This window comes from Olivibacter sp. CPCC 100613 (genome assembly GCF_036959255.1).
In the GTDB taxonomy this organism is placed as follows: Bacteria; Bacteroidota; Bacteroidia; order Sphingobacteriales; family Sphingobacteriaceae; genus Olivibacter.
In genome coordinates, this window is sequence record NZ_JAWMTI010000006.1 from 309,502 (window position 1) to 330,994 (window position 21,493).

Consider the following 21,493-nt stretch of genomic DNA (forward strand, 5'->3'; position numbering starts at 1 on the left):
AAATGATATGAAAAAGAAAACACGGAGTAGTTCAAAAAATTTTGCCCTAACTTCCGGATGGTCGCCCGGGCATGCACATACCATCCTTTTTCGTTTGCCACAGACGGAATGGAGTTGTACATACCTTCCAAATGAAGAAGGATATAGAAAACTCAGCAACGACCTTTATAAGAAAATTTCTACAATTCTGACAACTTAGCTCTCTAATATGATTTAGCTATGGAGCGAGTAAAAAATTCGAATCGGCAATTGCCAAAATAACTTTTTATGGAATATTTATGCTTAGCGCAATCATGCTTTTAAAGCAAAAACACATATATTTAATTTCGGTTGAAAAGGTGGTCTATTGCCTAAAAACGATCATAATGAGCGATCAAAATAAAAAGAAAGTGGATGACTATAATGGTCTTGAGGATCTTCTAGAGCAAATAAATATCTTGCAAAGATTGTTTCTGAGTACGTCTAAGTCCATAATGGAGGCCGCAGATAGTTCCATTCATCCATTGGATTATTTTGCATTGTCCGTAATAGACAGAGCTATATCCTTAAACAAAGGTTACAAAACTCTCATCGAATCCGATAATATGGCTAGTGCAGTGTGTTTAGTTAGATTACAATTAGACAACTTAATAAGATATTACGCATTATTGATATGCGATGCCCCTTTGAAATTAATGGATCATATATTCGCTGGCAAGCCGTTAAATGAGTATAAAGAAAATAATCAAAAGTTTACAGATAGTTTTCTGGCAAGAAGGCTTGACGCAGACTATCCAAATTCTTACTCCTTATATAAGCATCTGTGTAACTACATTCACTACGGGTATACTCATATCGACTACATCTTTAGGGAAAAGGAAGTAAAGTCTGAAAAATCGTCCCACCGAGTTGTGATAGGAGACAGTAATAAATTCAATACGGAACAGATCATCGACTATACGGAAAACCTTCTTTTTATTTCCGGCATTTTGCTCAAACTTATGAAAACTTGGGCAATAGAAAAGAATGTTTGGGGCCGATCAATAAATGGTGTTGAATGACTTGCATATCGCCTTGTCCCAAATAACGATGAAAATAAGATTCAATAACGTACGTGTACTTTACAGAAACAACCTTTGTAAGAAAGAAGTGAAAGGCGTAGCATATAAAATTGTTTACATTAATTTATATGCTCTACTAGATAGATTGCAATAGCCGTAAATCCCGGTTTCAGCTCTTTTGAAGTGTCTGTAATCAGAGTAAAACCATATCTCCGCAAATTGTTGAAAAAGCAGTCATGTTTAATGTACCTACTAGTGAACGCGTTAATCTTAAGAGCTGTGTCCGTCGCAATCATTTTCGATATCCTGTATGCTGCTTGTACAGAGCAGTATCTATTTCCATCAACCAGTCTTGATTTCCCCCTCGTATAGAAAAATATCGGGACAGATTTCTTCTGGCACCATCCTGTTTAAGGATATAATATGTGGCATCGGGAACTCTATTGAAAATTAAATTACTATCAAGCTTGCAGACGCTGGATTCAATAAGCTTTTCGTTTCCTGATTCATCGACAACGAACAGAGAATAGCGTCTTCCTCTTTTTACGTATGCTTCCGTTCCGTGATTAATTCTTTTGATCTTTAAGGAAATGCTTTTGCTGTTATCCAACTTGGGGAATATCAGTTCCCCATTCTGATTTAAATAAAACATTGGGGAAACAAACGATACATCACCGGTTTTGGTAGGGACTGCAATTCTGTACAGGATATTTGTTCCCATATCCGTGAATTTTGCTATACTATTTTCAACTTTGGACCAAAAGATCGGTTTCCATTCACCGTAAGAATTAATACAGATATAGGCTAAGGGAACATCGATGGATGAAGGAAGTTCATACTCCAAATTTCTACTTAACACGTGTTCCCCGGTTACATCTTTGATATAGTCACTTTTTAAAAATGGTATTTTAAAATCATTGTCACTAACAATTTTAGAAATGTCATTTGTCCATAAGCCTTCATATTTGAATGTTTTTCTGAAGACCTTGGCAACTGGTAAATCAAAAGGATGTTCTTTCACCATCATCTTGTCCACAGGATCCCAATGAACATCCAGTCCGTGACTACCATTTATACTGCCCCAATAAGGAATAATATCGATGGTTGTCGGTATGCCCCCGGCTCTCATGAAATAGGTGGCGACGCTACTTCCCGTAAAACACTCACCTCTTTTAAAAATCTTCAATTCGGTGAAAGAAGGGAATTTACTAAGTGTTCCGATTTGCTCATCATATGTATAGAAATCACTTTGTCTCTTTCGGATCACCTTCCTAATATAATCACTGATAAACTTCTTTTCCCTATGCTGATAATAATTACTTTTAGTATCTCTTTTCCATTTGACCTTCTCTTCCTTTAAGACAGAGTCTAATTCTTTGCGCCAATAATCAGGGTATTCAGCATCAACCCGGTAGGGTAATAGGTAGTTCAAATAAATCCATTTGGGTGTATCTTTAAACCATTCGCTTGTTGTCCAGGCAGTATAAGATCGATCTATTTCATCAATTATCCTTTCCGTAGAAAGGACGCTGTTATCAGCGATAAACTCAAATTTCTTTTCCCACCCATTGTTTAGCATATCAGCTAACTCTAAGCTCGTTAGTGATGTTTTTTCTTCTCCCGTAACATATACGGTTTGTTTCGTTAACGGATCAACCAAGCTTATGACCGCAGAATAATGTCCATTGATATTTTCCTGCAAGAATTTAACGGCTTCCCGCTGGATTGAATCCTCAGCTGCTGAATAGTGATCGTATAATTGTTTCCAATTAATATTATTGCCTGTGTTACATGATATCGCAAGAAACGATATAATCCATAGGATAAATATGAACTGATATCTTGCTGTTGAAGAAAAAAATAACCCCATAAAATTACCTATTATCTAGCGTTTTCTAGTGACCTGAGTTTCGTTTTAACGTCGTTCTGCATGGTTGCTGTTGCCTGTGAAGCAACTTTAATATCCATGGACAATATTTCATTTGCAATATTCTTTGCCTCCTCAATCCGCCCATGGTTCACAAATAATTTGAACAGAAGATAACGCGGATACATTCTGTTGGGAATGCAGTCAATCGCCCTCCTCAGAAGGTTAGCCGCTTCATCTACTCTCGGTTCGAACGACTTCATTCTGTTTTCAGCCATCGTTATAAATAAAAATGGATCGGAAGTAAGCTGTTCTGCTTTGTTCAGTACCGTGTCGCTTAATTGATATTTACCTAACCGAGACAATGTTTTTCCATAATTCTGTAAAAACGAGGCATCATGATCCAACTCATGGAACAGCAAAAAATAAGACTTTTCCGCTCCAGGTAGATCGCCTGTTCGATAGCGTACATCTGCAGCAACCTGGTGTCTGCGTAGCACATACTTTCCAAATAATAGATAAGATGATGTAACGCTGGCAAAAAATACTGTAACACTTAAAACAATAACTTTCCATTTGGATAAATAGATGTTAATAGTTTTTTTTTGTTGAAAAGAACTTAATAGGGCCACTGATACTACCAAAAGATAACTATGTACAACCATCTCTAAAGGATAACTGAAAGCCATTGAACATACTATACAAAGAAGTAAGGCCTTCCACAAACTATCTTTCTTTTCCAAAGAAATCAGAAAAAAGACCGTGAATATAATTGCTGTAAAAAACAAAAGGCCGACGCTCCCCTGTTCTATAAAAATTTGAAGAAAATCATTGTATGCATATGCCACTTTATCGGCTAATAAGATTTCACTCTTCTTACCTCCTTCCGAAAAGTAAGATTCCTGCCATTTGGGGTACTCGTCCTGAAAGATATTAAGTCCTTTCCCGATCCAAAAGTCGCTTGACAAATTATTTAATGAAATCTTCCAGATCAAAATTCTTCCTGCTGCTGAATCTGACTTGAAGAAAAATGCTAGAAATCCTGAAAAAACAAGAAAAACAACTACCATAGAGGCTACAATCCCCTTCCTTGAAAGATATGATTTGCGTATAGACCAGATGTACGCCAACCCCACAAATAAACAAAGAAGCGATGTCCGTGAGTCATTGCCGGCAAATAAAATAAAAGCCATGGAAAGTACCATCAGGGATAGATACGTCATATATGAAGGAACTTCACTCTTATAAATCAGGTAATGAAACGCAAGACAACTCATATATGCCAGATATTGAGCAGCCGGGCCATTGTTAAAAAATGGATTTGTGACCAGGAAGTCTCTACTTTCAGGAAAGAAAATGTTAAAAATCATACTTAATGCAACTAATGAAGCAATCGCAAGCGTCACAGCTGTAACCATTAGGGAACGGTTCTCTTTATCCTCAGGAGCAAAAAACCTAATCAGGTAATAATTCAACCACATAAAGATCCACATCCAGCTAATATCGTCACCAAACCTCCCTCCTATGCTTTTCAACATTATCAGATACAGTATGTAAATGCCAACAATGATATCGGTGATATTCAGATCCAGGTTTATCGGGGTTCTATCAAAAAAAAATATAGATGCAACGCCAATCAGGAACAATACAGTCAAGAAAGCCATGGCAAAAAACTTTGACAGCTCGACTTCAGTTAAGACATCAGGTACAAATACAACACAGGTACTTAGTAAAAAATAAAAAATGGCCAAAACGGACTTGGCCGGTCTATCGTTTTTTAAGATTGTGATAAAAGACATTAAATCTTTCATAAGTAACTCTTTAACGCTTCAATCGTTTGCTTCGATGCGCTGGGACTTGGAGCGCGGGGCATTAATATTTTGCCATTTTTGGCAATCACATACCTTGGGATAAGATATCTCAGCTTCGTATTACCTTCAATTTTCTTGTACACTTCGAAATAAGCCTGTTCAGTCAAAAAAATATGATGTCCTGACAGTTCATACTTTTTTGCAAAAAACCTCCATCTTACCTGATCATCAACGTAGTTATATGGACTGCATAGATAGATAAAAGCAACCTTGTTATTGTCTTTAAAATACTCCGACAACTTTTTACTATCTGGAAACTCCTTTATACATGGTACACAACGTGTTCCCCAAATATCAATATAGAGCAACTTATCTTTGAACTTGGGATTTTTAATTATGTCATCGAGCCCCTGATATTGTTCACTCCTTGGGTCGAAGTAAATTTCTTCGGAGGAGTTGAAAAGACTGGAGAACAGCCATCGTAATCCCAAAAGGATACCTAATGCGAAGACAAATGAAAAGATTACTTTTTTCCTCATAATTATTAGAATAGAAGTGACGACCAGCTATATTTCTGTTTCCTTTTTATTTTGGCTCTTTAAATAAGTCTGTGCTTTTAATTCTTTTTGATCTTGCTTCCATCGTTCTAAGTTTACCAAAATTAAAAGATAACCCAAATGAAAACGACCGATAAGGGCTAGACGCAAATAGTGTTCTGCTAAGTAGACGATCCTCAATTACGCTCTTTAAAACAAGATCTTTTTTTAAGAAATTTGTAGCTGTTGCAAAAAGATTAAGCTTTCTACTCAGCAAATTTTTATTTATCTGTATAGAGTATGAATCCCTGCCCTCTTGATATCCCTGTAACAACAAATAATCCGGAGCAAACTCTACGTTAAAATCCAGACTCATCTTCGCAGGATTGATTTCAAGTTGACCGAATAGGCTAAGATTATAAACATTACTGGATTTCTCTCTACTCAGCCCATTTTCATTCCAAACAAAGGTATTCCGTATTACATAAACCGACGGCGATAACCGCAATATCTTCAATGGTTTAAAAGAAGCCCCATATTGAGCACTCCAAATAGTATTGTTTTCAATATTTGCATACATTGTCACATTTTCACCGTTCGACGAAGTCAACGAAGTCTGCTTTATTATCAGATCTGAAACTTTTGTTGCTGATACATTCAGAAATTGGCTAAAATCCAATTTATTGCCAAAATGATTTAACGAAAGCGAATAAGCTTGGTTCTTTTGCTGATTAAAAACCCTCAAACCGGTGGTTACCGTTCGGGAGTCTTGATATATATTAAATCTATTTAGAGTCATATAAGCGGGACGTATCATTGAGGCGGTATAGGTTCCCTGTAGGTATATGTTCGGCTTTATGTTATATTGAACAAATCCGGACGGTAATATATTAGTAAACGAGGACCTGGAACTGTCATCGACAATTAACCGATCGATGTCAATTTGTACTGATGCTGATAACTTATCATGTTTGTAGGTAAATTTGTTATAAGACAACCATAATCTTTGGTCAATGCGATCCGAGAAACCAAAGGGGATTACCTTGTTCTGGACAGTATCATAACCAAACTGATTGAAAAATTTCCGACTCACAAATTTTACACCATTCTCGATAGAAAATTTACCTTCTTTAAATGACAATAAATGATTAAGGTCTACTGCACTTTCTTTATTGGAAATCTGATTCTTTCCGTAGCGGTAAATATCTCCTAAAACGCTGTTATCAAGTCCGTCGTTATCAACTTCGTATTTTGCGGTTAGAGCTATGGTTGAAATTTCGGAGAATTTCATCGAGTAATCTAAACCGACTTCATTTTTTCTGTTCAAATAACCGGTACTGATATATTGGGGTACTGGAATATCATCGTATTGACTGATCACCTGTCTGTCGAATGGAACCCTGCCGAAACTATAATAAAATGCAATATAGGTATCCTCGTTAAAGCGGTAGTCGGCACTTACGTCATAGATCTGTTTTTTACTTAGCCCTGTGTCTATGACCGAAAAGTTCTGGACAACAGTATTATGGTCGTTTTGCATTATTGTCCCGTTTTGCATACCCCAGTTTTTTTCCCGGTCATTTCGAACAAGAGTCTGTATATTCCATTTGTTATATTGTGCCAATAGAAACGCATCGGCAGTATGATTAGTTAAGGTATTATAACTGGCGGCAACTTTCCCTATATAGCCCCGGTAATATGATGAGGAAGAAATTATGTCGATAATCACATCGTATCCCTCATTGACAATCTTGGCGCTCGGGTTCTCTATGATCTTGACTTTTTTCACAAAGTCAGAGGGGAAGTTGGAAAGCGTCTGATTCGGATATCTCGTTATGGCGCCAAATTTCTGTCCATTCAACATGATCAGGTATCTTTTTCCATTTTTGTACTCCAACTTCTGCTCATTCCCATTGAAAGTAAGTTTGAAAAATGGTAAGGACGCCAATACATCTTTAACATTCTTATTGACCAGCGAAGAGTCGATACTTATGTTATATTCAATCTCGTCACCGTTCTGTTGAAAGAGTCTGTTTTCGTTTACAGCAACTTCTTCCAGATGGACCTGATCGGAATGGAGTGAAACCGTCTTTAAATCCGTGTTTTGAACGATCTGCTTTGAAAGGATGAGTGGTCTGTATCCCAAGAGTATAAAAGTTAAATTGTATTTCCCTGTAGGAACGTCCGTTAGCTCAAAGCGACCGTTGTGATCCGAAGAAGTTATTAGATCTTGATACTTGCCGTCCTCTTTTGCCAGCTTGACCGTCACTCCCGAAAGCTCCTTATTTGCCAAACTGTCAATGACCATTCCCGAGACCGAAAACTGCGCTAAACCTTTGTTAAAGAGCATAATTATGAAGAATACCGTAGTAAGGACCTTATTCACTTTCATTTTTGCCACTAAATTTCCATTTGGAGTTTATAAAATCCAAGCCATTTTCTTCTGGGCTTTGGTATACCAGATCAACAACATTACCTTTTTCTACCAAAACCACCAGGGGGTATATTGATTTTGATTTATCTGGGAAGCTTATAAGGTTAATTGTATCCAATAGTATATTCGGATAGCGAAGCACGCTATCGGTAAGTTTAGCTTTCAATATTTTTTTCGACGTTATGCGGGTGAATATAAATTTCATGTTCTCGTTCTTTTTAAAATTGGAAAGAACATACTGTTCAGCGGTGCTGATACATCCCTCGCACCCTTCATTGGGAAGTATGAGATAGACAGATCTGGTGTCCGGACTGAACTGTTTATCAACCGCTTTTATGGAAGAAAGTAGCGAGTCCAGATTTGCATCGCGCGGCTGCACCTTTTTCTCATTTATGGAGGTACATGAAAATAGACAAAGGAACATCAGAATTAGCAACAAATAATTTTTAATCAAAGGAAAGTAGCGTGTAATGAGCTTTGTTTTCATCTTTATTGGTCAGATTAAGAAAGAATATTCCTTCTGTTGTAATAAAATAGTTGTCGGTTGAAAGATCCTCTGGTAAGATCGTCTCGTCCATAAATTCGAATTCGGGATTGAAAATCAACAATTTTGATTTCTTTGTTACTGGTAATGCTCCTGCTTCAGATGTATTTGGCAACTCCAATATCCGTATAATCCTTTGTTTGTTGGACAGATACATAATATTTTTATATGAATAATTATCCTGATAATGTTTGAGAATAAGATCATCGCGTTGGCCATGTTTTAGCATCTCTTTCCTAAATCCCATAGAGTTCACGCATATCCTCTGGGAAGGCCCCCCATTAACATAAGAAAGTTTTCCAGATCTTTCTACTTTCATAATCATATGTTCCGCTGGTAAACTGATAAATGATGTACCATCTTCCAAGTAACATGTGTAGGGAATACGGTAATAATCACCGCCCCAATTGGTTTCTCTGTAAATATTCGGATAAATTATATCAGAAATACAATCACCGCTCAATAGATCAACCTTGCCTCTGATGAACCGTCTATCAAACGGTTCCAGATCATGTTCACCGTACAGGTAACCTGTAAAAGTTAAAGTATCGCCGGCTAAATGGAATGGAGAGGCGTTGCACGGATTGGGGCTCGGATTTCCGTCCAACATACCGCCTTTTTTCTTATGCAACATAGTCACCACGTTGGTAACACTCCCTTTTGAATCTAGAGTATAAATATACTTTTCAGAATAATTGAATAGTAAAATAGAGTTTTGCTCGGTAATCAGAAAACCGTCAATCTTATGGGGTATATCCTCTTTTTTAAAAATAATATTCCCATTTTGTTTTCCGGACTGCACATCAAAGAACGCTATTCTGCTAAAATAACTATCAAGCACAGCTAAAGACCTTCTTTTCGGCAAATATTGAACTTGAGATTGAGCTGTTACAACAAGACTGTCATCTAAAATGAAAAACCTATCACCCTTTATTTTAAGCTTGGAGTCCGTTGACCTTTTAACAGGAGCAGGATGATTACAATGTTGAGTAACCTGGGCATTCATCTTTCGATCTTCACTATTTCTACAGGAATGAAGGAAAAGATATAGGATGATCACAGAAAAATGTAAAATGTATTTCATTGAATAGAAGATTTAGGTATGGATCCAAGGTCGTCACCTTGAATCCTGAGAGATGATTTACTTCTTACAGTTATTCGTTTCAAACCAATAAGAATCCACACAGGAGCCAGTACCTCCGTTTGAGCGGCAATGACCATTATTTCCTGTACTCATATTGCTACACTCGGCCTGAACGGCCTCGCTCTGTACACTGAGTTGAGCCATTGTAAAACCACTCGTTTCTTCACTTTGGTTAATTCTGATCTTGAGGTTTAGCACACCAAGGGAGAAAACTGCTACAACCAGCCCTCCTTTAATCCAATTTTTGAATTTTTTTGTCATAATGTTAAAATTTAAAGTTTAAGATATATTATACCAGCTGTGTATAATCGATGGAGTTTTAAGCCAAGTTGTTATTCATAATTTATGTTTTACCATAAACTAATTCAAATATATAGCGAGGACAATCAGAACACTTACTAAATTTTAACAAATAATAACCATATATTACCATTAATTTAATATCGCTAAAACTGAATATTATTACCCTCACAACGAACAGCAAATATTTATCCTTATTGATAAACATTCTTTTACATTAGAAAAAAGCTAAATAAACTCTTTGTATGTCGTTAATACCTGGCATCCAACCGATTTTTGATATTTAGCGGATAGCCAAATAACATCTTCTCTGGGTCACTTTGATTTTTTCAAATTCCCAGATTTCAGCAGTATAACAACAACAAATTCAATCGCAATTAATTTGAATATAATTAACTAGCGTGAGGTTACGCATCAAGCTTGATAATTGGAAGTCCCATTTGAAACACGGATCTTGAATCCCCTTTCATTGATTATTTTAGATATCGAGAATATGGGTATCTAAAAGTGCAATAGATATAGTGCTTCTTTGAAAAATTAACTCAGTGAGCACCTTGAAGATATTTATTAGAAATACACTAAAACTAGGAGATTAAACTTAGATAAATTTCCTTAACATGTAATTTATCGATCTCTCCTTAGCATTGAGAATTTATTCTATAAAAATAATATCAGCTCGCGGAGTTAAAGCAAAAGGTGATTAAGAAGTAGGAAGCTTTCGAACTTAATTTATAGTGCTTAATAGAAAAAGCCACCTCTAAACAAGAAACGGCTTCAATATATCTACAAATACCGGATGCTTAATTCTTCTTCTTTTTAGCCAAATCGGCACGGACTTTTTGGACGAAGTCAACTGAAACCTCAGCAATCTCCGCAGCTTTTTCGTTAGACAAGCCAAGTTTGATAAGTAGATTCTCTACGATCTCGTAGCTTTTCTTAATTTCACCTTTTTCCTCACCCCTGCGGAAGAAGGGATCGTTTTCTTCTTTAAAAAATGATGCAACCTTTAACATGATTTCCTCCAACGGTTTTGTAAAATTACGTAACAGCGCATGTTCTGCCTGACCAATTTGTCATAACACTGGCTTTCAGGTGCTTGACCCAGCATTGGCTGTTTCTTTTTATTTGTTTTTTGCACTATCAGGTTAGGTTTTATTGTGTAGGAACAAAATTAACCGTTTATCCGGCCTTTTCCCCCTCCATTCTTCAAATGAACGGAATGAACAAACCTGTTATCCGGAGAAGACATAAATAATATAGGTACTGTTCTCATTTATTCGTTTCATATTTTCGTTTTATTTAACCCCAATCTTGAATAATCGTTCAAGATTGGGGCAAAAAAAACTATTCCTTCGTAATTACGGCATCAAGAATGATACTTTCTTTAATATCATAACCCAACGGGCTTTATAAAGCTCATTCACTATCTTTATTTCAATTTGATAAGGTTATGAGTGATAAGGGCGCCTCCGAATTCCTGTAATCTACCGCCTTCATCCAAACCTCCTAAATCTATCGGATAAAAGCCCAAGTTTTTTGCAAAGGTTAGAACCTTTTTTTTCGACTCATCATCATCCCCTGAGACAAAGATGACACGTCTACCTTTATCCACATTAGGATCTGAAGCCAAAATTGCGGCCGGTAATGTATTAAATGCTTTCACAAGTGAAGCACCGGGAAATAAACTGGTATTAACCCTGCTGGATGTTTTTCCGCCAAAATCTTTAGGTTTAAACTCTGGAAAAACAATGGCATTGCTCGTATCTATAACGGTACGTCCTTTCCAATCTATATCTTTTACAGCATCCGGTATCTGATCAAAATGAACGGCGATCAGTACAAGGTCTGCCTGTGCTGCTTCAGTTGGGGTTCCTGCAGTTACTCCGTTCCCTAAAGAGAAGGCCAAATCAGCCAATTCGTCAGGTTTTTTCCTACTGCTGATGATTACTTTATAGCCTGCTTTTGCTGCATGTCTTGCAACAGCTAGCGCTATGTGTCCTGCTCCCACTATTCCAATGGTCTTAGTAGTTTCTTGAGGATTCACCTTGTTTGATATTCCATTTTCCATCTCGAAATTTTTTAGTTCTTAAAATATTGCTTGTCCAAAACCGGTATAATTTACCAAGGAAACGATCCTTCCGGTGCAGAGAACAGTACTGAAGGGTCATTTTCTCCAAGAGCTGCACGTACAATATTGCGGGAAGCCTCTTCGACGGTTTCCGTTCCCTCAAAATTATTCATGGCGGTCGCTGCAAAACCGGGACTTGCGGCCTCTACACGGATATTGCTAGATTCCAACTCAATGGACAAGGCTAGGGTAATTGCGTTGACGGCTGTCTTGCCGGCACCGTAAACAACATTGAAGCCTCCACGGTACGGATATTCCGGGTCTGCATTAAGATTTAAAGATGCCATACCACTGGAAAGATTAACGATGCGGGCAGAAGGAGCCTTGTGAAGCAATGGCAGAAAGGCCTGGGTAACAGCCAGTAGGCCGAAAACATTTGTTTCCCAAACGGCTCGCATCTCGTCAATATCTGCTACACTGGCTTTGCCAGACGCCAGTATTTCTTCCAATGACCTTTCTGATGAACCTGCATGCGAGATCCCGGCGTTGTTGACCAATACGTCAAGTCTGCCAAATTCTGTATTTACCTGATTGGCTGCCTTCAAAATGGATTCCTTATTGGTTACATCAATGGCGATCGGATATGCATTTTCACCTATTTCCGATACAGCCTTTTTTGAATTTTCTAATTTGCGAGACCCGACCAGTACAATGAAACCGTGGCCTGCCAGCTCTTTTGCTACCTGTTGGCCGATACCTCGGTTAGCTCCTGTGATCAACGCTACTTTTTTTTCTGTTTTTTGCGCTGGAAATGCGCTTTCTAAATTTGACATTGTTCTAAAAATTTAAAATGTTACTATTATTTATATTTGAATGATTGTTCAAGAATTGGGTAAAAAAAATCACTTTGTTATCAAATCCAAAAGATCATCAATGATTTTGGCTATGCGGTTTTTATCCTTATAAAGAATGAAATTCTGCCCCAAGCCCGGCAAAGTGGCTACGATGAGTTGGGCCAATAAGAAAGTATCCTGCTTATCACTGATAGACCCGGCTTTTTGTGCATTGATGACCATTTGTTCGAAGATCTCGAACAGTTTATCCATGCTGTTCTTCAATAACTGATGCGTTTCATCATCTGTCGTCGCGAGTTCGAAAGAGCTTTTAACTGAAAGGCAGGAGTCTTGGCTTAGTACGGAATTGGTAGCAACCTCCATATAAAATTCACGAAGTAATTCCAGCGGATTTTTCTGCGCTTCTTTCTGTTTCAAATCATATGTATAAATTGGATTCAGATAATCCTTAAGGCAAGCTAGAAATAAATCATGTTTGTTTCCAAAAGTATTATAGATACTTCCGGGATTGAGTCCGGTTGCTTCTACCAAATCTTTCATCGAAGTTGCATGATATCCTTTCTTCCAGAACACCTGTAGCGCTTTGGAAATTATTTTTTGCTCGTTAAATTCTATCACTCTTGGCATCATGATATCCTTTCTTCCAGAACACCTGTAGCGCTTTGGAAATTATTTTTTGCTCGTTAAATTCTATCACTCTTGGCATCATGATATCCTTTCTTCCAGAACACCTGTAGCGCTTTGGAAATTATTTTTTGCTCGTTAAATTCTATCACTCTTGGCATCATGATATCCTTTCTTCCAGAACACCTGTAGCGCTTTGGAAATTATTTTTTGCTCGTTAAATTCTATCACTCTTGGCATCATGATATCCTTTCTTCCAGAACACCTGTAGCGCTTTGGAAATTATTTTTTGCTCGTTAAATTCTATCACTCTTGGCATCATGATATCCTTTCTTCCAGAACACCTGTAGCGCTTTGGAAATTATTTTTTGCTCGTTAAATTCTATCACTCTTGGCATCATGATATCCTTTCTTCCAGAACACCTGTAGCGCTTTGGAAATTATTTTTTGCTCGTTAAATTCTATCACTCTTGGCATCATGATATCCTTTCTTCCAGAACACCTGTAGCGCTTTGGAAATTATTTTTTGCTCGTTAAATTCTATCACTCTTGGCATAATGATACAAAGGTAGGAATTATTTTTGAATGAACGTTCAAAAATAAATTCTTTTTGCGCATTTTTTTTTATCTATATATCTACTACAGGATATTGGCTTTGAATTTACGTAGAAACCCTAGCTATGATCTTCAGAATACTTCTTGATCAAATAGGATCCAGAGCCTGTACAGGCCATGGATCTTGATATTACTATTATTGTTGATCTGTTTAATTAGAACGTTAGCTTGGTCAGCCAATCCGCGGTTTCGGGATCACGATGATCAAAGAAAACACTTTTGCCGGTGTCCAGCTTTGCTATGGCATCAATGTCTTCCGCGGTCAGTTCAAAATCCCAGATATCGGCGTTTTCCACCATCCTTTCTTCACGCACTGATTTCGGAATCACGGCAACGCCTCGCTGGATAAGCCAGCGTAATATTACCTGTGCTACAGACTTGCCATATTGGTTGCCTATGGCAGTGAGTACTTCATTGTTGAAAATATCATTCTTACCTTCGGCAAAGGACGCCCAGGACTGTGTCAGTATACCGTTCTTCTGCAAAAGCTCGTGTTCTGTTGCTCTTTGATAGAAAGGATTGACTTCTATCTGGTTTACCGCAGGAACGATTTCATTGTGTGCCACCAAGTCAACCACGCGATCTGGAAAAAAATTACTGATACCAATCGCGCGGATTTTTCCTTCTTTGTACAGTTCTTCCATCGCACGCCACGAACCATAATAATCTCCCATAGCCTGATGGATGAGATATAGGTCCAGATACTCCAATTGCAACTCCTTCAAGGATCTTTCGAAGGCTGTTTTGGTTTTTTCGTAACCTGTATCCTGCACCCAGAGTTTTGTGGTCACAAACAGTTCTTCCCTTGGTACACCACTTTTTCTGATAGCATTACCCACCGCAGATTCGTTCTGGTAGAATGAGGCCGTATCAACAAGGCGGTAGCCTGATTTGATCGCCGTTAAAACGGTTTGCTCACATTCGTCCAGATCTGCTATCTGAAAAACGCCCAAGCCTAAGACCGGCATTTCGATGCCATTGTTTAATTTGATTTTCTGCATGTTATTATAATTTATATGAGTTTTTATTTTAAACCTTACGTTTCAATATAAGGCAAAAAAAATTATTGCGATATTGACCCTATCAACATCTCAGCCGTTTGTCTGGTCAGTTTTTTATCCGCAAATAATATATGTGTGTTGTATATCGACACGAGCCCCGATACTAAGAAGTGTGCCAGCGCCAGCGGATCTTTGTTAGATTGTAGCGTTCCGTTCTCCTTTGCCTGCTTCAATAATTTTTCAAAAAGTGCCACCGCTTTTAATGTCTGCGCCTTTAGAAGTCTGCACACTTCTTGATCGCTGAGCGCCAGTTCAAAAATTGAATTGGTAAAAAGACAGTTGTTATCCCGTAAGGCAGATTCGCACACAGAATAAATAATATTCTTTACCGCTTCCAAAGGTTCGTCACTTTTTTTTGCAGCTTGACCGTACTGCCTGTCTTTCTGCTGCATATAGTTTGTCAGCGCTTCCAAGAACAAATTATGTTTATTACCATAGGCGAGATATAGGCTGCTACGGTTAATCTCCATAGCATCTACCAGATCATTCATGGTTGTGGCGTTGTAACCTTTTTTCCAAAAAAGGTCTCTAGCTGTAATCAACTTTTCACTGTAATCAAACTCTTTATTTCTTGGCATACCGACAAAAGTATGTATTAAACCTATCGTTTCAAAATAATCACATAAAAAGATATCTTGACCAAGATTATTTTGCACCCCATAGGCAGTTGTGGTTGTTCCTATCTCACTGTTTTTGATGTATTTGTTCGAAATTGTGAGGGTGTTAATCCGGTATGTTTTTTGAAAAATTTACTGAAAAAAAACTGGTTACTGAAGTTTAACTCGGTTGCCACATTTCCAACGGTCAACGATGAAGTATCCAGCAATATTTTTGCCTCTGCGATTACCATTTCGTTTACCAGCTGACCAACAGACTTGCCGGTCTCTTCTTTAACAACTTTTGTTAAGTGCTTTGGGGATATAAAGATTTTCTCTGCATAAAACTGTACACTTCTTTCTACCTTATAATATACTGCCAACAACTTCAAAAAGCTGTTTAGTAAATCCATTCTACGTGTTGACGTTGCACCGTTGTTCGGCCGATGGCGTTTAATGATGGCCGCCAGCTCTAACATAAAAAGATTGAAGCTATGGAACATAAGATCAAATTGGAAGGCATGTTCCTGATTGGCATGGTTGGTCTTAAGCATCAACATCAAGTCGTGTAAAACGCCAGCTTCTTTAGTGCTTAACCGAAAGTGCGGATCGGTATTGGAAGATAGATATTCAAATACATTGATATCCTTTTTATGGATCAAAGACTCTGCATAAAATGTCTTTGTAAATCCTGTACCAATTATGAGGCCATCGATACCGGTGTGATATTCGTGAATAATCCCAGGGGCGATAACGAACAGGTCATTCGGTTCAAGTTTGTAATCCAGTAAGTTGTATTTCAAAGAAGTAGTCCCGGCCAGAACAAGCAAGAAAGTAAAGTGATCGCCTTTCACCGGCCTTTCATAGCTCGGTTGCCCGATAATCTCATTCGTACGCGTAACATGAAATTGATCTCCCAAAGATTCCTGTCCCGAAGCCGAATTGATTTCGCCGATCGAGACTATTCGCGTTGGGACATGGGTATCTTTCATTATGTAAAATTAAGACATTTTGTATATATAAAAGGCAAAAAGGATATATAAAAGCGCCGTTTGTACATGTCATCTGTTTTGATAAATGTAAAGATTTGTAAAGTCAAAATTCTCTTAGAAAAAATTAAACTAAATGACTAAAAACAAACCATTTACATCGCCAAAAAAAAGGAATAGTCAGCAGATCTATAGCCATATTATTTTAGGTGCCGGATCGGCAGGTACCGTCTTAGCTAACAGACTGAGCGAAAAAAATTCATTTAACATTTTACTGCTAGAGGCAGGCTCCATCTATGACGAGTTTTCCTATCCTGAATTGGTAGCCAATAGCCAGATACTCGGAGCTGGTGGTGATGCCCGATACGACTGGGCTTACACAGCCAATAGTCAGAAGGGCAGCGATAAAATTGGCGTACCGCGCGGTAAAATCCTGGGAGGCAGCTCCGCGGTAAACGGGGCCGTAGCGGTCAGGGGTATTCCCAACGATTTTAACCGCTGGGCGGATATGGGTATAGAGCATTGGTCGTGGGAGGAGGTGTTACCCTATTTTAAGAAACTGGAAAAATCCAATCTGGAGGATAGCCAATGGCATGGGCATTCAGGTTACTTCCCAATCAATCAACTACGCAAGTCGGATCTGTCCCCGATGCAGCAGGCTTTTATCGAGGCGGCCAAAGCAAACAACTATCCGGAAGTTACCGATTTTAACGGCGAAAAACAATACGGCATAGGCCCCTACCCGGTAAATATTATCAATGGTATCCGGATGAACACAGGGATGACCTACCTCGATATTTCCGTGAGAAAACGGAGTAACCTAAGCATTGAAGGTGATGTGCTGGTGGACAGGGTATTGTTCGAAAATAACAAGGCTGTTGCTGTACAACTTGCGGATGGACGCGTATTTCATGGCGACGAGATCATCGTATCCGGTGGCACCTACGGCTCAGCAGGAATACTGATGCGTTCGGGCATTGGTCCCGCTTCGGTTCTGAAAGACTTAGACATATCAGTTGTCGCCGATCTCCCTGTGGGCAGGCAAATCTTAGATCACCCCTTTTACTTCAATACCTACGCAGCAGATCCGAAGACGATTGGCCGTCTCTCTCCGGTTACGGGTGTCAATCTATGGACGAGAAGCTCTTATGCATCAAAGGACGAGCTCGATATCCACATCACGGCAGGCCATTTATTTAATCCCGATACGAGCCCCACGAAAGCAGGTTATGTATTCGGCGTGGCCTTGACCAATCCCAAATCAAGGGGAACTATAAAGATTGCCGGCAACAACCCGGAAGATGCACCGATCATAGACCTGAATTTCCTGGCGGAAGAAGAAGACCGTAAAAGGCTCCTTGAAGGAATCAGGCTTGCGCAAAAGATCGGTCAAACAGAACCACTGAAAAATCTTTCAGTCGGCGAATTGAGTCCCGGCCCTGAAGCATATAATGATGACCTTCTTTTGGCGTCGATAAAAGCGACGCTCCAAACGTATAATCACCCCATGGGTTCAGCACCTATGGGGCCTTTAGGGAGTGCTGGCGCTGTGGTGGATTTTTCCGGAAAAGTTCATGGTATCGATGGCCTACGGGTGGTGGATGCGTCCATTTTACCAGGTTTTATATCTACGGGCCCCAACGTAACGGTGATCATGATGGCTGAGAAAATTGCCGATGAGATGAAAGAAACAGGAGCAAATGCAAAGGTAGTGTCAAAAAACAAGTATTAACCGTGATGGAAAATTCAACAAAAGAAATGGTATCTACCAAGGAGAAACAGGTAAAACTGAACTGGATTAACGGAGAATGGCTGGATAGTAAAATTTATAGAAACAGCGTTAATCCGGCGACCGGAGAAATAATCGGTCGCTATGCCGATGCCAACCAATCGATTGCCGCGCAAGGTATCCGAGCCGCAAAATCTGCCTTCGAAAACAGCGAATGGAAAGAAAACCGCCACCTGCGATCCCACGTATTGAACGAGCTTGCCCATGCCTTTGAGGTTTATGCCGAACGTTTAATCGGGATGCTCTCTCTTGAAAATGGAAAAATAGCGAAGGAAGCTGCCATGGAGATTTCGGGTGTTCCATCAAAATTACGGTACTATGCTGCAGTGGTTCTGACCCATAGCGGACGGGCACTGGAATCTCGTCCGGGTGCTTTCAGTATGGTTCTGGAAGAACCGATAGGTGTGGCCGGAATTATAGCACCCTGGAATTCACCGGTGATTCTCATGATCCGGTCGCTGGCACCGGCATTGGCCGCGGGCTGCACAGCGATTATTAAAATGCCCGGGCAAACAGCCCAGGTCAATGCGCTGATATGTGAAGTTTTTGCATCGGTAAAGAGCTTGCCTAAAGGGGTCATTAACCAGTTTACAGAAAGTGGACATGCAGGAGCAGCATTGATTATCAGTTCTCCGGATGTTCCTACCGTTAGCTATACAGGCAGTACGGCAACCGCAAAGATTATGATGGCAAACGGTGCAGCGCACCTCAAACGTTTTGGCTTTGAACTGGGGGGCAAAACACCGATGATTGTTTTCGATGATGCCAATCTGGATAAGGCATTGCCCATCTTGGAAAAGGCCATTACCATTTTTGCAGGACAGTTCTGCATGACCGGCAGCAGAATTTTGGTTCAGAAAAACATTGCAGAACGGTTTATCACAGATTTCACCGAAAGACTTCTGCGTGTTAAAGTAGGTCCGGCTGCTGATCCTGAAAGTGATATGGGGCCATTGATTGATGAAGGCAGTTTAAAGCGTGTGGATGACCGTGTGGAACAGGCGATTAATGAAGGTGCCGCAGTGCTGCTTCGTGGCGGTAAAGTGTTAGACGGAAGCTTGGCAGCAGGCTCCTTTTATCGCCCTGTTTTATTACGTGTTACCGACAACAAAATGGCTATTGTACAGGAAGAAACCTTTGGTCCGGTAGCCACTGTACAGATTTTTGATACGGCCGAAGAGGCAATTAGCTTAGCGAACGATAATTCATATGGTTTGGCGGCGTCGGTCTGGAGCAGCCATGTGGATCTGCCTTTAAAGGTAAGCCGAAAACTGGATGCGGGCACGGTGTGGATAAACGATTGGGCAAAGATCAACGATGAGATAGAGGAAGGCGGCTTTAAAATGAGTGGTCTGGGACGTTTAAACGGCCTGGCGGCGATGCATGAATTTATTCAATTCAAACACATCTACCATGATGCAGGCATCTGATTTACCGGTAATCACGATCATAGAGCTAACGCCCAAAGCTTCTTACAGAGAGGAGGCACTTGAAGCGATTCAGACAATCAGTCTGGCTGCTGCAGGCTTCCACGGATATCAATCCGCGGACATTTTTGAAAAGGTGACGGCTGGCGGAGCCATTGTATTTGCCATTATCCTACGATTTGACACCTATGCCAATCTGACCTCCTGGAATGATTCGGAGCAAAAAGCGCGGCAGATCGCTTTAAGTAAAAACTTATTTAAAGAGGTGACACCGGAGGTTAAACTCACCGGTCTGGAATTCTGGTTTGAAAATAAACAACAAAAGGGAGTAGTGCAACCCACTAAATGGAAGATGCTGATTATCACCGTCTGTATCATATTTACACTTTTACATACGCTTATGCCCTTTATTAGACAATTATTGAGGCCAATTGGAATGCCTCAAATGATAAATACCTTGGTAGGGATTATCATGATGGTTACGCTCATGACTTATGTGGTGATGCCTTTTATTACCAGGATCTTCAGTAAATGGTTATTCAAATCCAAAGGATAAACACGGTAATTTTTTAAACACTTATATTATATATTCAATTATTATGAAGCATTCACAAATCGAAGAAAAACAAGGTAAACATGGAGATTTTTTTCACACGAAGCATGGTTTTGAAAAGGCAGATTGGCATCAGCATGCACCCTCACCTCAACAGTTCCAGCCAGCATACCTGAGCAGTCCTGAATTTATCAAAAATGGCTATCACTGTGAAGAGCTAAAGGACGGCTTTTATTGGGTAACCAGTGGTGGTTATGATGCTGCTTTTCTTGTAACGGATGAAGGCGTCATTGCAATAGACGCACCGCCCATTCTCGGTGAAAATATGCTGGCCGCTATAGAAGCGGCAACGGACAAACCTATCGTAAAGGTGATTTACAGCCATTGGCACTCCGATCATATTGGTGCGGCGGCCATGTATGGCCCTAATGTGGAAATCATAGCCCATGAAATCACCAAAGAATTGCTTACGCGTTTTCCTGATCCCTTGCGACCTATTCCAACTACGACATTTAGCGACAGTTATGTGGTGGAACTTGGCGGTGAAAAACTCGAGCTGAGCTATAAAGGTGCTAACCATTGCCCCGGTAATATCTTTATTTATGCACCGAAACAAAAGGCGCTTACCAAGATCGATATTGTAAGTCCAGGTTCTTGTACCTTTATGCATTGTGATGCCTCGGAGAACATCAGTGGTTGGATTGAGGCGCATGAGCAAATTTTGGAATTTGATTTTGATTTTTTAGTGGGGGGACATATCACACGCTGGGGAACCCGCGAAGATGTGCGTACATCACTGGAATACTTTCAAGATATGCTCGGTTTTGCGCAAGAGGCACTGAAAGAGTTTTGCACGCCCGTTGGAGCAGCTGTTTTCTTCTCAACTTCTCCCGCTGACCAATATTCCGTGGGCACGGAAAACTGGATCAACTCGATGGTCAATTATGTTACGGACAAAATGCTGTCAAAGATTACCTCGAATGGCCAAAAGTGGGAGGAGCGCCTTGCAGGTGTAACCACTAATACCAAATATCACGCATACACCATTGTGGAATCCACAAGAACGGAAAGGAGTCATTGGGGCTATCAGAAAAGGGGTACAGGAGGAACTAACTATTTTGTTTAATTTCTCAGACACGTGTCCTGTCTTGTGATAATGGGAGAAACTCTGCTCCCAAATCTGAAGTGGAAAGACCATTAAAAGGGGGGGTTATTAAAACATAAACAGATCAAAAGATGAA

General features: G+C 39.6%; 20 protein-coding genes. 6 read left to right on the plus strand and 14 right to left on the minus strand.

The features are described from left to right. The first annotated feature begins 7 nt into the window (after positions 1-7). Both RYH73_RS19425 and RYH73_RS19430 read left to right on the plus strand, forming a co-directional pair. Positions 8-199 carry a hypothetical protein gene (locus RYH73_RS19425; protein WP_335315138.1) on the plus strand — a complete coding sequence of 64 codons (192 nt, stop codon included), beginning with the start codon at positions 8-10 and terminating at the stop codon, positions 197-199. A 166-nt stretch (positions 200-365) separates the two neighbouring features. Then, on the plus strand, positions 366-1,040 hold the full coding sequence (locus RYH73_RS19430; RefSeq protein WP_335315139.1) for a hypothetical protein: 675 nt from the start codon (positions 366-368) through the stop codon (positions 1,038-1,040). A gap of 292 nt (positions 1,041-1,332) precedes the next feature. Here the strand turns inward: RYH73_RS19430 and RYH73_RS19435 are convergent, their stop codons facing one another. From RYH73_RS19435 to RYH73_RS19500, 14 genes are all read right to left on the minus strand, one after another. Beyond that, the gene (locus RYH73_RS19435) at positions 1,333-2,910 is read right to left on the minus strand and encodes a hypothetical protein (RefSeq protein ID WP_335315140.1); all 1,578 of its coding nucleotides are present in this window, start codon (positions 2,908-2,910) and stop codon (positions 1,333-1,335) included. Positions 2,911-2,921: 11 nt separating this feature from the next. Beyond that, positions 2,922-4,718 carry an O-antigen ligase family protein gene (locus RYH73_RS19440; protein WP_335315141.1) on the minus strand — a complete coding sequence of 599 codons (1,797 nt, stop codon included), beginning with the start codon at positions 4,716-4,718 and terminating at the stop codon, positions 2,922-2,924. After that, complete coding sequence (locus RYH73_RS19445; protein ID WP_335315142.1) at positions 4,715-5,257, minus strand: TlpA family protein disulfide reductase; 543 nt, start codon at positions 5,255-5,257, stop codon at positions 4,715-4,717. Before RYH73_RS19445 ends, RYH73_RS19440 begins: the two co-directional genes overlap by 4 nt. Positions 5,258-5,303: 46 nt before the next feature. Next, positions 5,304-7,604: an outer membrane beta-barrel protein gene (locus RYH73_RS19450; protein ID WP_335315143.1), complete on the minus strand. Its 2,301-nt coding sequence runs from the start codon at positions 7,602-7,604 to the stop codon at positions 5,304-5,306. Between the two features lie 28 nt (positions 7,605-7,632). Next, complete coding sequence (locus RYH73_RS19455) at positions 7,633-8,175, minus strand: hypothetical protein (protein ID WP_335315144.1); 543 nt, start codon at positions 8,173-8,175, stop codon at positions 7,633-7,635. After that, entirely contained in the window at positions 8,135-9,316 is a 1,182-nt protein-coding gene (locus tag RYH73_RS19460) for a hypothetical protein (protein ID WP_335315145.1), read from the minus strand. The genes RYH73_RS19455 and RYH73_RS19460 overlap by 41 nt, the downstream gene beginning before the upstream one ends. Positions 9,317-9,373: 57 nt before the next feature. Beyond that, entirely contained in the window at positions 9,374-9,637 is a 264-nt protein-coding gene (locus tag RYH73_RS19465; protein ID WP_335315146.1) for a hypothetical protein, read from the minus strand. An 839-nt stretch (positions 9,638-10,476) separates the two neighbouring features. After that, positions 10,477-10,689: a hypothetical protein gene (locus RYH73_RS19470; protein WP_335315147.1), complete on the minus strand. Its 213-nt coding sequence runs from the start codon at positions 10,687-10,689 to the stop codon at positions 10,477-10,479. Between the two features lie 416 nt (positions 10,690-11,105). Next, the gene (locus RYH73_RS19475) at positions 11,106-11,744 is read right to left on the minus strand and encodes an NADPH-dependent F420 reductase (protein WP_335315148.1); all 639 of its coding nucleotides are present in this window, start codon (positions 11,742-11,744) and stop codon (positions 11,106-11,108) included. Between the two features lie 50 nt (positions 11,745-11,794). Beyond that, a complete protein-coding gene (locus RYH73_RS19480) occupies positions 11,795-12,577 on the minus strand; it encodes an SDR family NAD(P)-dependent oxidoreductase (protein WP_335315149.1) in 783 nt (260 codons plus the stop codon). A 69-nt stretch (positions 12,578-12,646) separates the two neighbouring features. Beyond that, positions 12,647-13,228, minus strand: coding sequence for a TetR/AcrR family transcriptional regulator (locus RYH73_RS19485; RefSeq protein WP_335315150.1), 582 nt, complete (start codon positions 13,226-13,228; stop codon positions 12,647-12,649). A gap of 764 nt (positions 13,229-13,992) precedes the next feature. Beyond that, positions 13,993-14,838, minus strand: coding sequence for an aldo/keto reductase (locus RYH73_RS19490; RefSeq protein WP_335315151.1), 846 nt, complete (start codon positions 14,836-14,838; stop codon positions 13,993-13,995). Positions 14,839-14,900: 62 nt separating this feature from the next. Continuing rightward, positions 14,901-15,476, minus strand: coding sequence for a TetR/AcrR family transcriptional regulator (locus RYH73_RS19495; protein WP_335315152.1), 576 nt, complete (start codon positions 15,474-15,476; stop codon positions 14,901-14,903). A gap of 101 nt (positions 15,477-15,577) precedes the next feature. After that, the gene (locus tag RYH73_RS19500; RefSeq protein WP_335315153.1) at positions 15,578-16,486 is read right to left on the minus strand and encodes a helix-turn-helix domain-containing protein; all 909 of its coding nucleotides are present in this window, start codon (positions 16,484-16,486) and stop codon (positions 15,578-15,580) included. Positions 16,487-16,619: 133 nt separating this feature from the next. On the opposite strand from RYH73_RS19500, the gene RYH73_RS19505 reads away from it, so the two are divergent. From RYH73_RS19505 to RYH73_RS19520, 4 genes are read left to right on the plus strand one after another with little or no spacing between them, the layout of a single operon-like run. After that, positions 16,620-18,215, plus strand: a complete 1,596-nt coding sequence (locus RYH73_RS19505; protein ID WP_335315154.1) for a GMC family oxidoreductase — start codon at positions 16,620-16,622, stop codon at positions 18,213-18,215. A 5-nt stretch (positions 18,216-18,220) separates the two neighbouring features. Beyond that, a complete protein-coding gene (locus RYH73_RS19510; RefSeq protein ID WP_335315155.1) occupies positions 18,221-19,702 on the plus strand; it encodes an aldehyde dehydrogenase family protein in 1,482 nt (493 codons plus the stop codon). After that, the gene (locus tag RYH73_RS19515; RefSeq protein WP_335315156.1) at positions 19,686-20,255 is read left to right on the plus strand and encodes a hypothetical protein; all 570 of its coding nucleotides are present in this window, start codon (positions 19,686-19,688) and stop codon (positions 20,253-20,255) included. The genes RYH73_RS19510 and RYH73_RS19515 overlap by 17 nt, the downstream gene beginning before the upstream one ends. Before the next feature lie 43 nt (positions 20,256-20,298). Next, the gene (locus RYH73_RS19520) at positions 20,299-21,378 is read left to right on the plus strand and encodes an MBL fold metallo-hydrolase (protein ID WP_335315157.1); all 1,080 of its coding nucleotides are present in this window, start codon (positions 20,299-20,301) and stop codon (positions 21,376-21,378) included. Positions 21,379-21,493: the final 115 nt, after the last annotated feature.

Coding starts and splice junctions, on each gene's coding strand:
- RYH73_RS19425 (WP_335315138.1), top strand. CDS start 8: ATGAAAAAGAAAACACGGAGTAGTTCAAAAAATTTTGCCCTAACTTCC.
- RYH73_RS19430 (WP_335315139.1), top strand. CDS start 366: ATGAGCGATCAAAATAAAAAGAAAGTGGATGACTATAATGGTCTTGAG.
- RYH73_RS19435 (WP_335315140.1), bottom strand. CDS start 2,910: ATGGGGTTATTTTTTTCTTCAACAGCAAGATATCAGTTCATATTTATC.
- RYH73_RS19440 (WP_335315141.1), bottom strand. CDS start 4,718: ATGAAAGATTTAATGTCTTTTATCACAATCTTAAAAAACGATAGACCG.
- RYH73_RS19445 (WP_335315142.1), bottom strand. CDS start 5,257: ATGAGGAAAAAAGTAATCTTTTCATTTGTCTTCGCATTAGGTATCCTT.
- RYH73_RS19450 (WP_335315143.1), bottom strand. CDS start 7,604: ATGCTCTTTAACAAAGGTTTAGCGCAGTTTTCGGTCTCGGGAATGGTC.
- RYH73_RS19455 (WP_335315144.1), bottom strand. CDS start 8,175: ATGAAAACAAAGCTCATTACACGCTACTTTCCTTTGATTAAAAATTAT.
- RYH73_RS19460 (WP_335315145.1), bottom strand. CDS start 9,316: ATGAAATACATTTTACATTTTTCTGTGATCATCCTATATCTTTTCCTT.
- RYH73_RS19465 (WP_335315146.1), bottom strand. CDS start 9,637: ATGACAAAAAAATTCAAAAATTGGATTAAAGGAGGGCTGGTTGTAGCA.
- RYH73_RS19470 (WP_335315147.1), bottom strand. CDS start 10,689: ATGTTAAAGGTTGCATCATTTTTTAAAGAAGAAAACGATCCCTTCTTC.
- RYH73_RS19475 (WP_335315148.1), bottom strand. CDS start 11,744: ATGGAAAATGGAATATCAAACAAGGTGAATCCTCAAGAAACTACTAAG.
- RYH73_RS19480 (WP_335315149.1), bottom strand. CDS start 12,577: ATGTCAAATTTAGAAAGCGCATTTCCAGCGCAAAAAACAGAAAAAAAA.
- RYH73_RS19485 (WP_335315150.1), bottom strand. CDS start 13,228: ATGATGCCAAGAGTGATAGAATTTAACGAGCAAAAAATAATTTCCAAA.
- RYH73_RS19490 (WP_335315151.1), bottom strand. CDS start 14,838: ATGCAGAAAATCAAATTAAACAATGGCATCGAAATGCCGGTCTTAGGC.
- RYH73_RS19495 (WP_335315152.1), bottom strand. CDS start 15,476: ATGCCAAGAAATAAAGAGTTTGATTACAGTGAAAAGTTGATTACAGCT.
- RYH73_RS19500 (WP_335315153.1), bottom strand. CDS start 16,486: ATGAAAGATACCCATGTCCCAACGCGAATAGTCTCGATCGGCGAAATC.
- RYH73_RS19505 (WP_335315154.1), top strand. CDS start 16,620: ATGACTAAAAACAAACCATTTACATCGCCAAAAAAAAGGAATAGTCAG.
- RYH73_RS19510 (WP_335315155.1), top strand. CDS start 18,221: ATGGAAAATTCAACAAAAGAAATGGTATCTACCAAGGAGAAACAGGTA.
- RYH73_RS19515 (WP_335315156.1), top strand. CDS start 19,686: ATGATGCAGGCATCTGATTTACCGGTAATCACGATCATAGAGCTAACG.
- RYH73_RS19520 (WP_335315157.1), top strand. CDS start 20,299: ATGAAGCATTCACAAATCGAAGAAAAACAAGGTAAACATGGAGATTTT.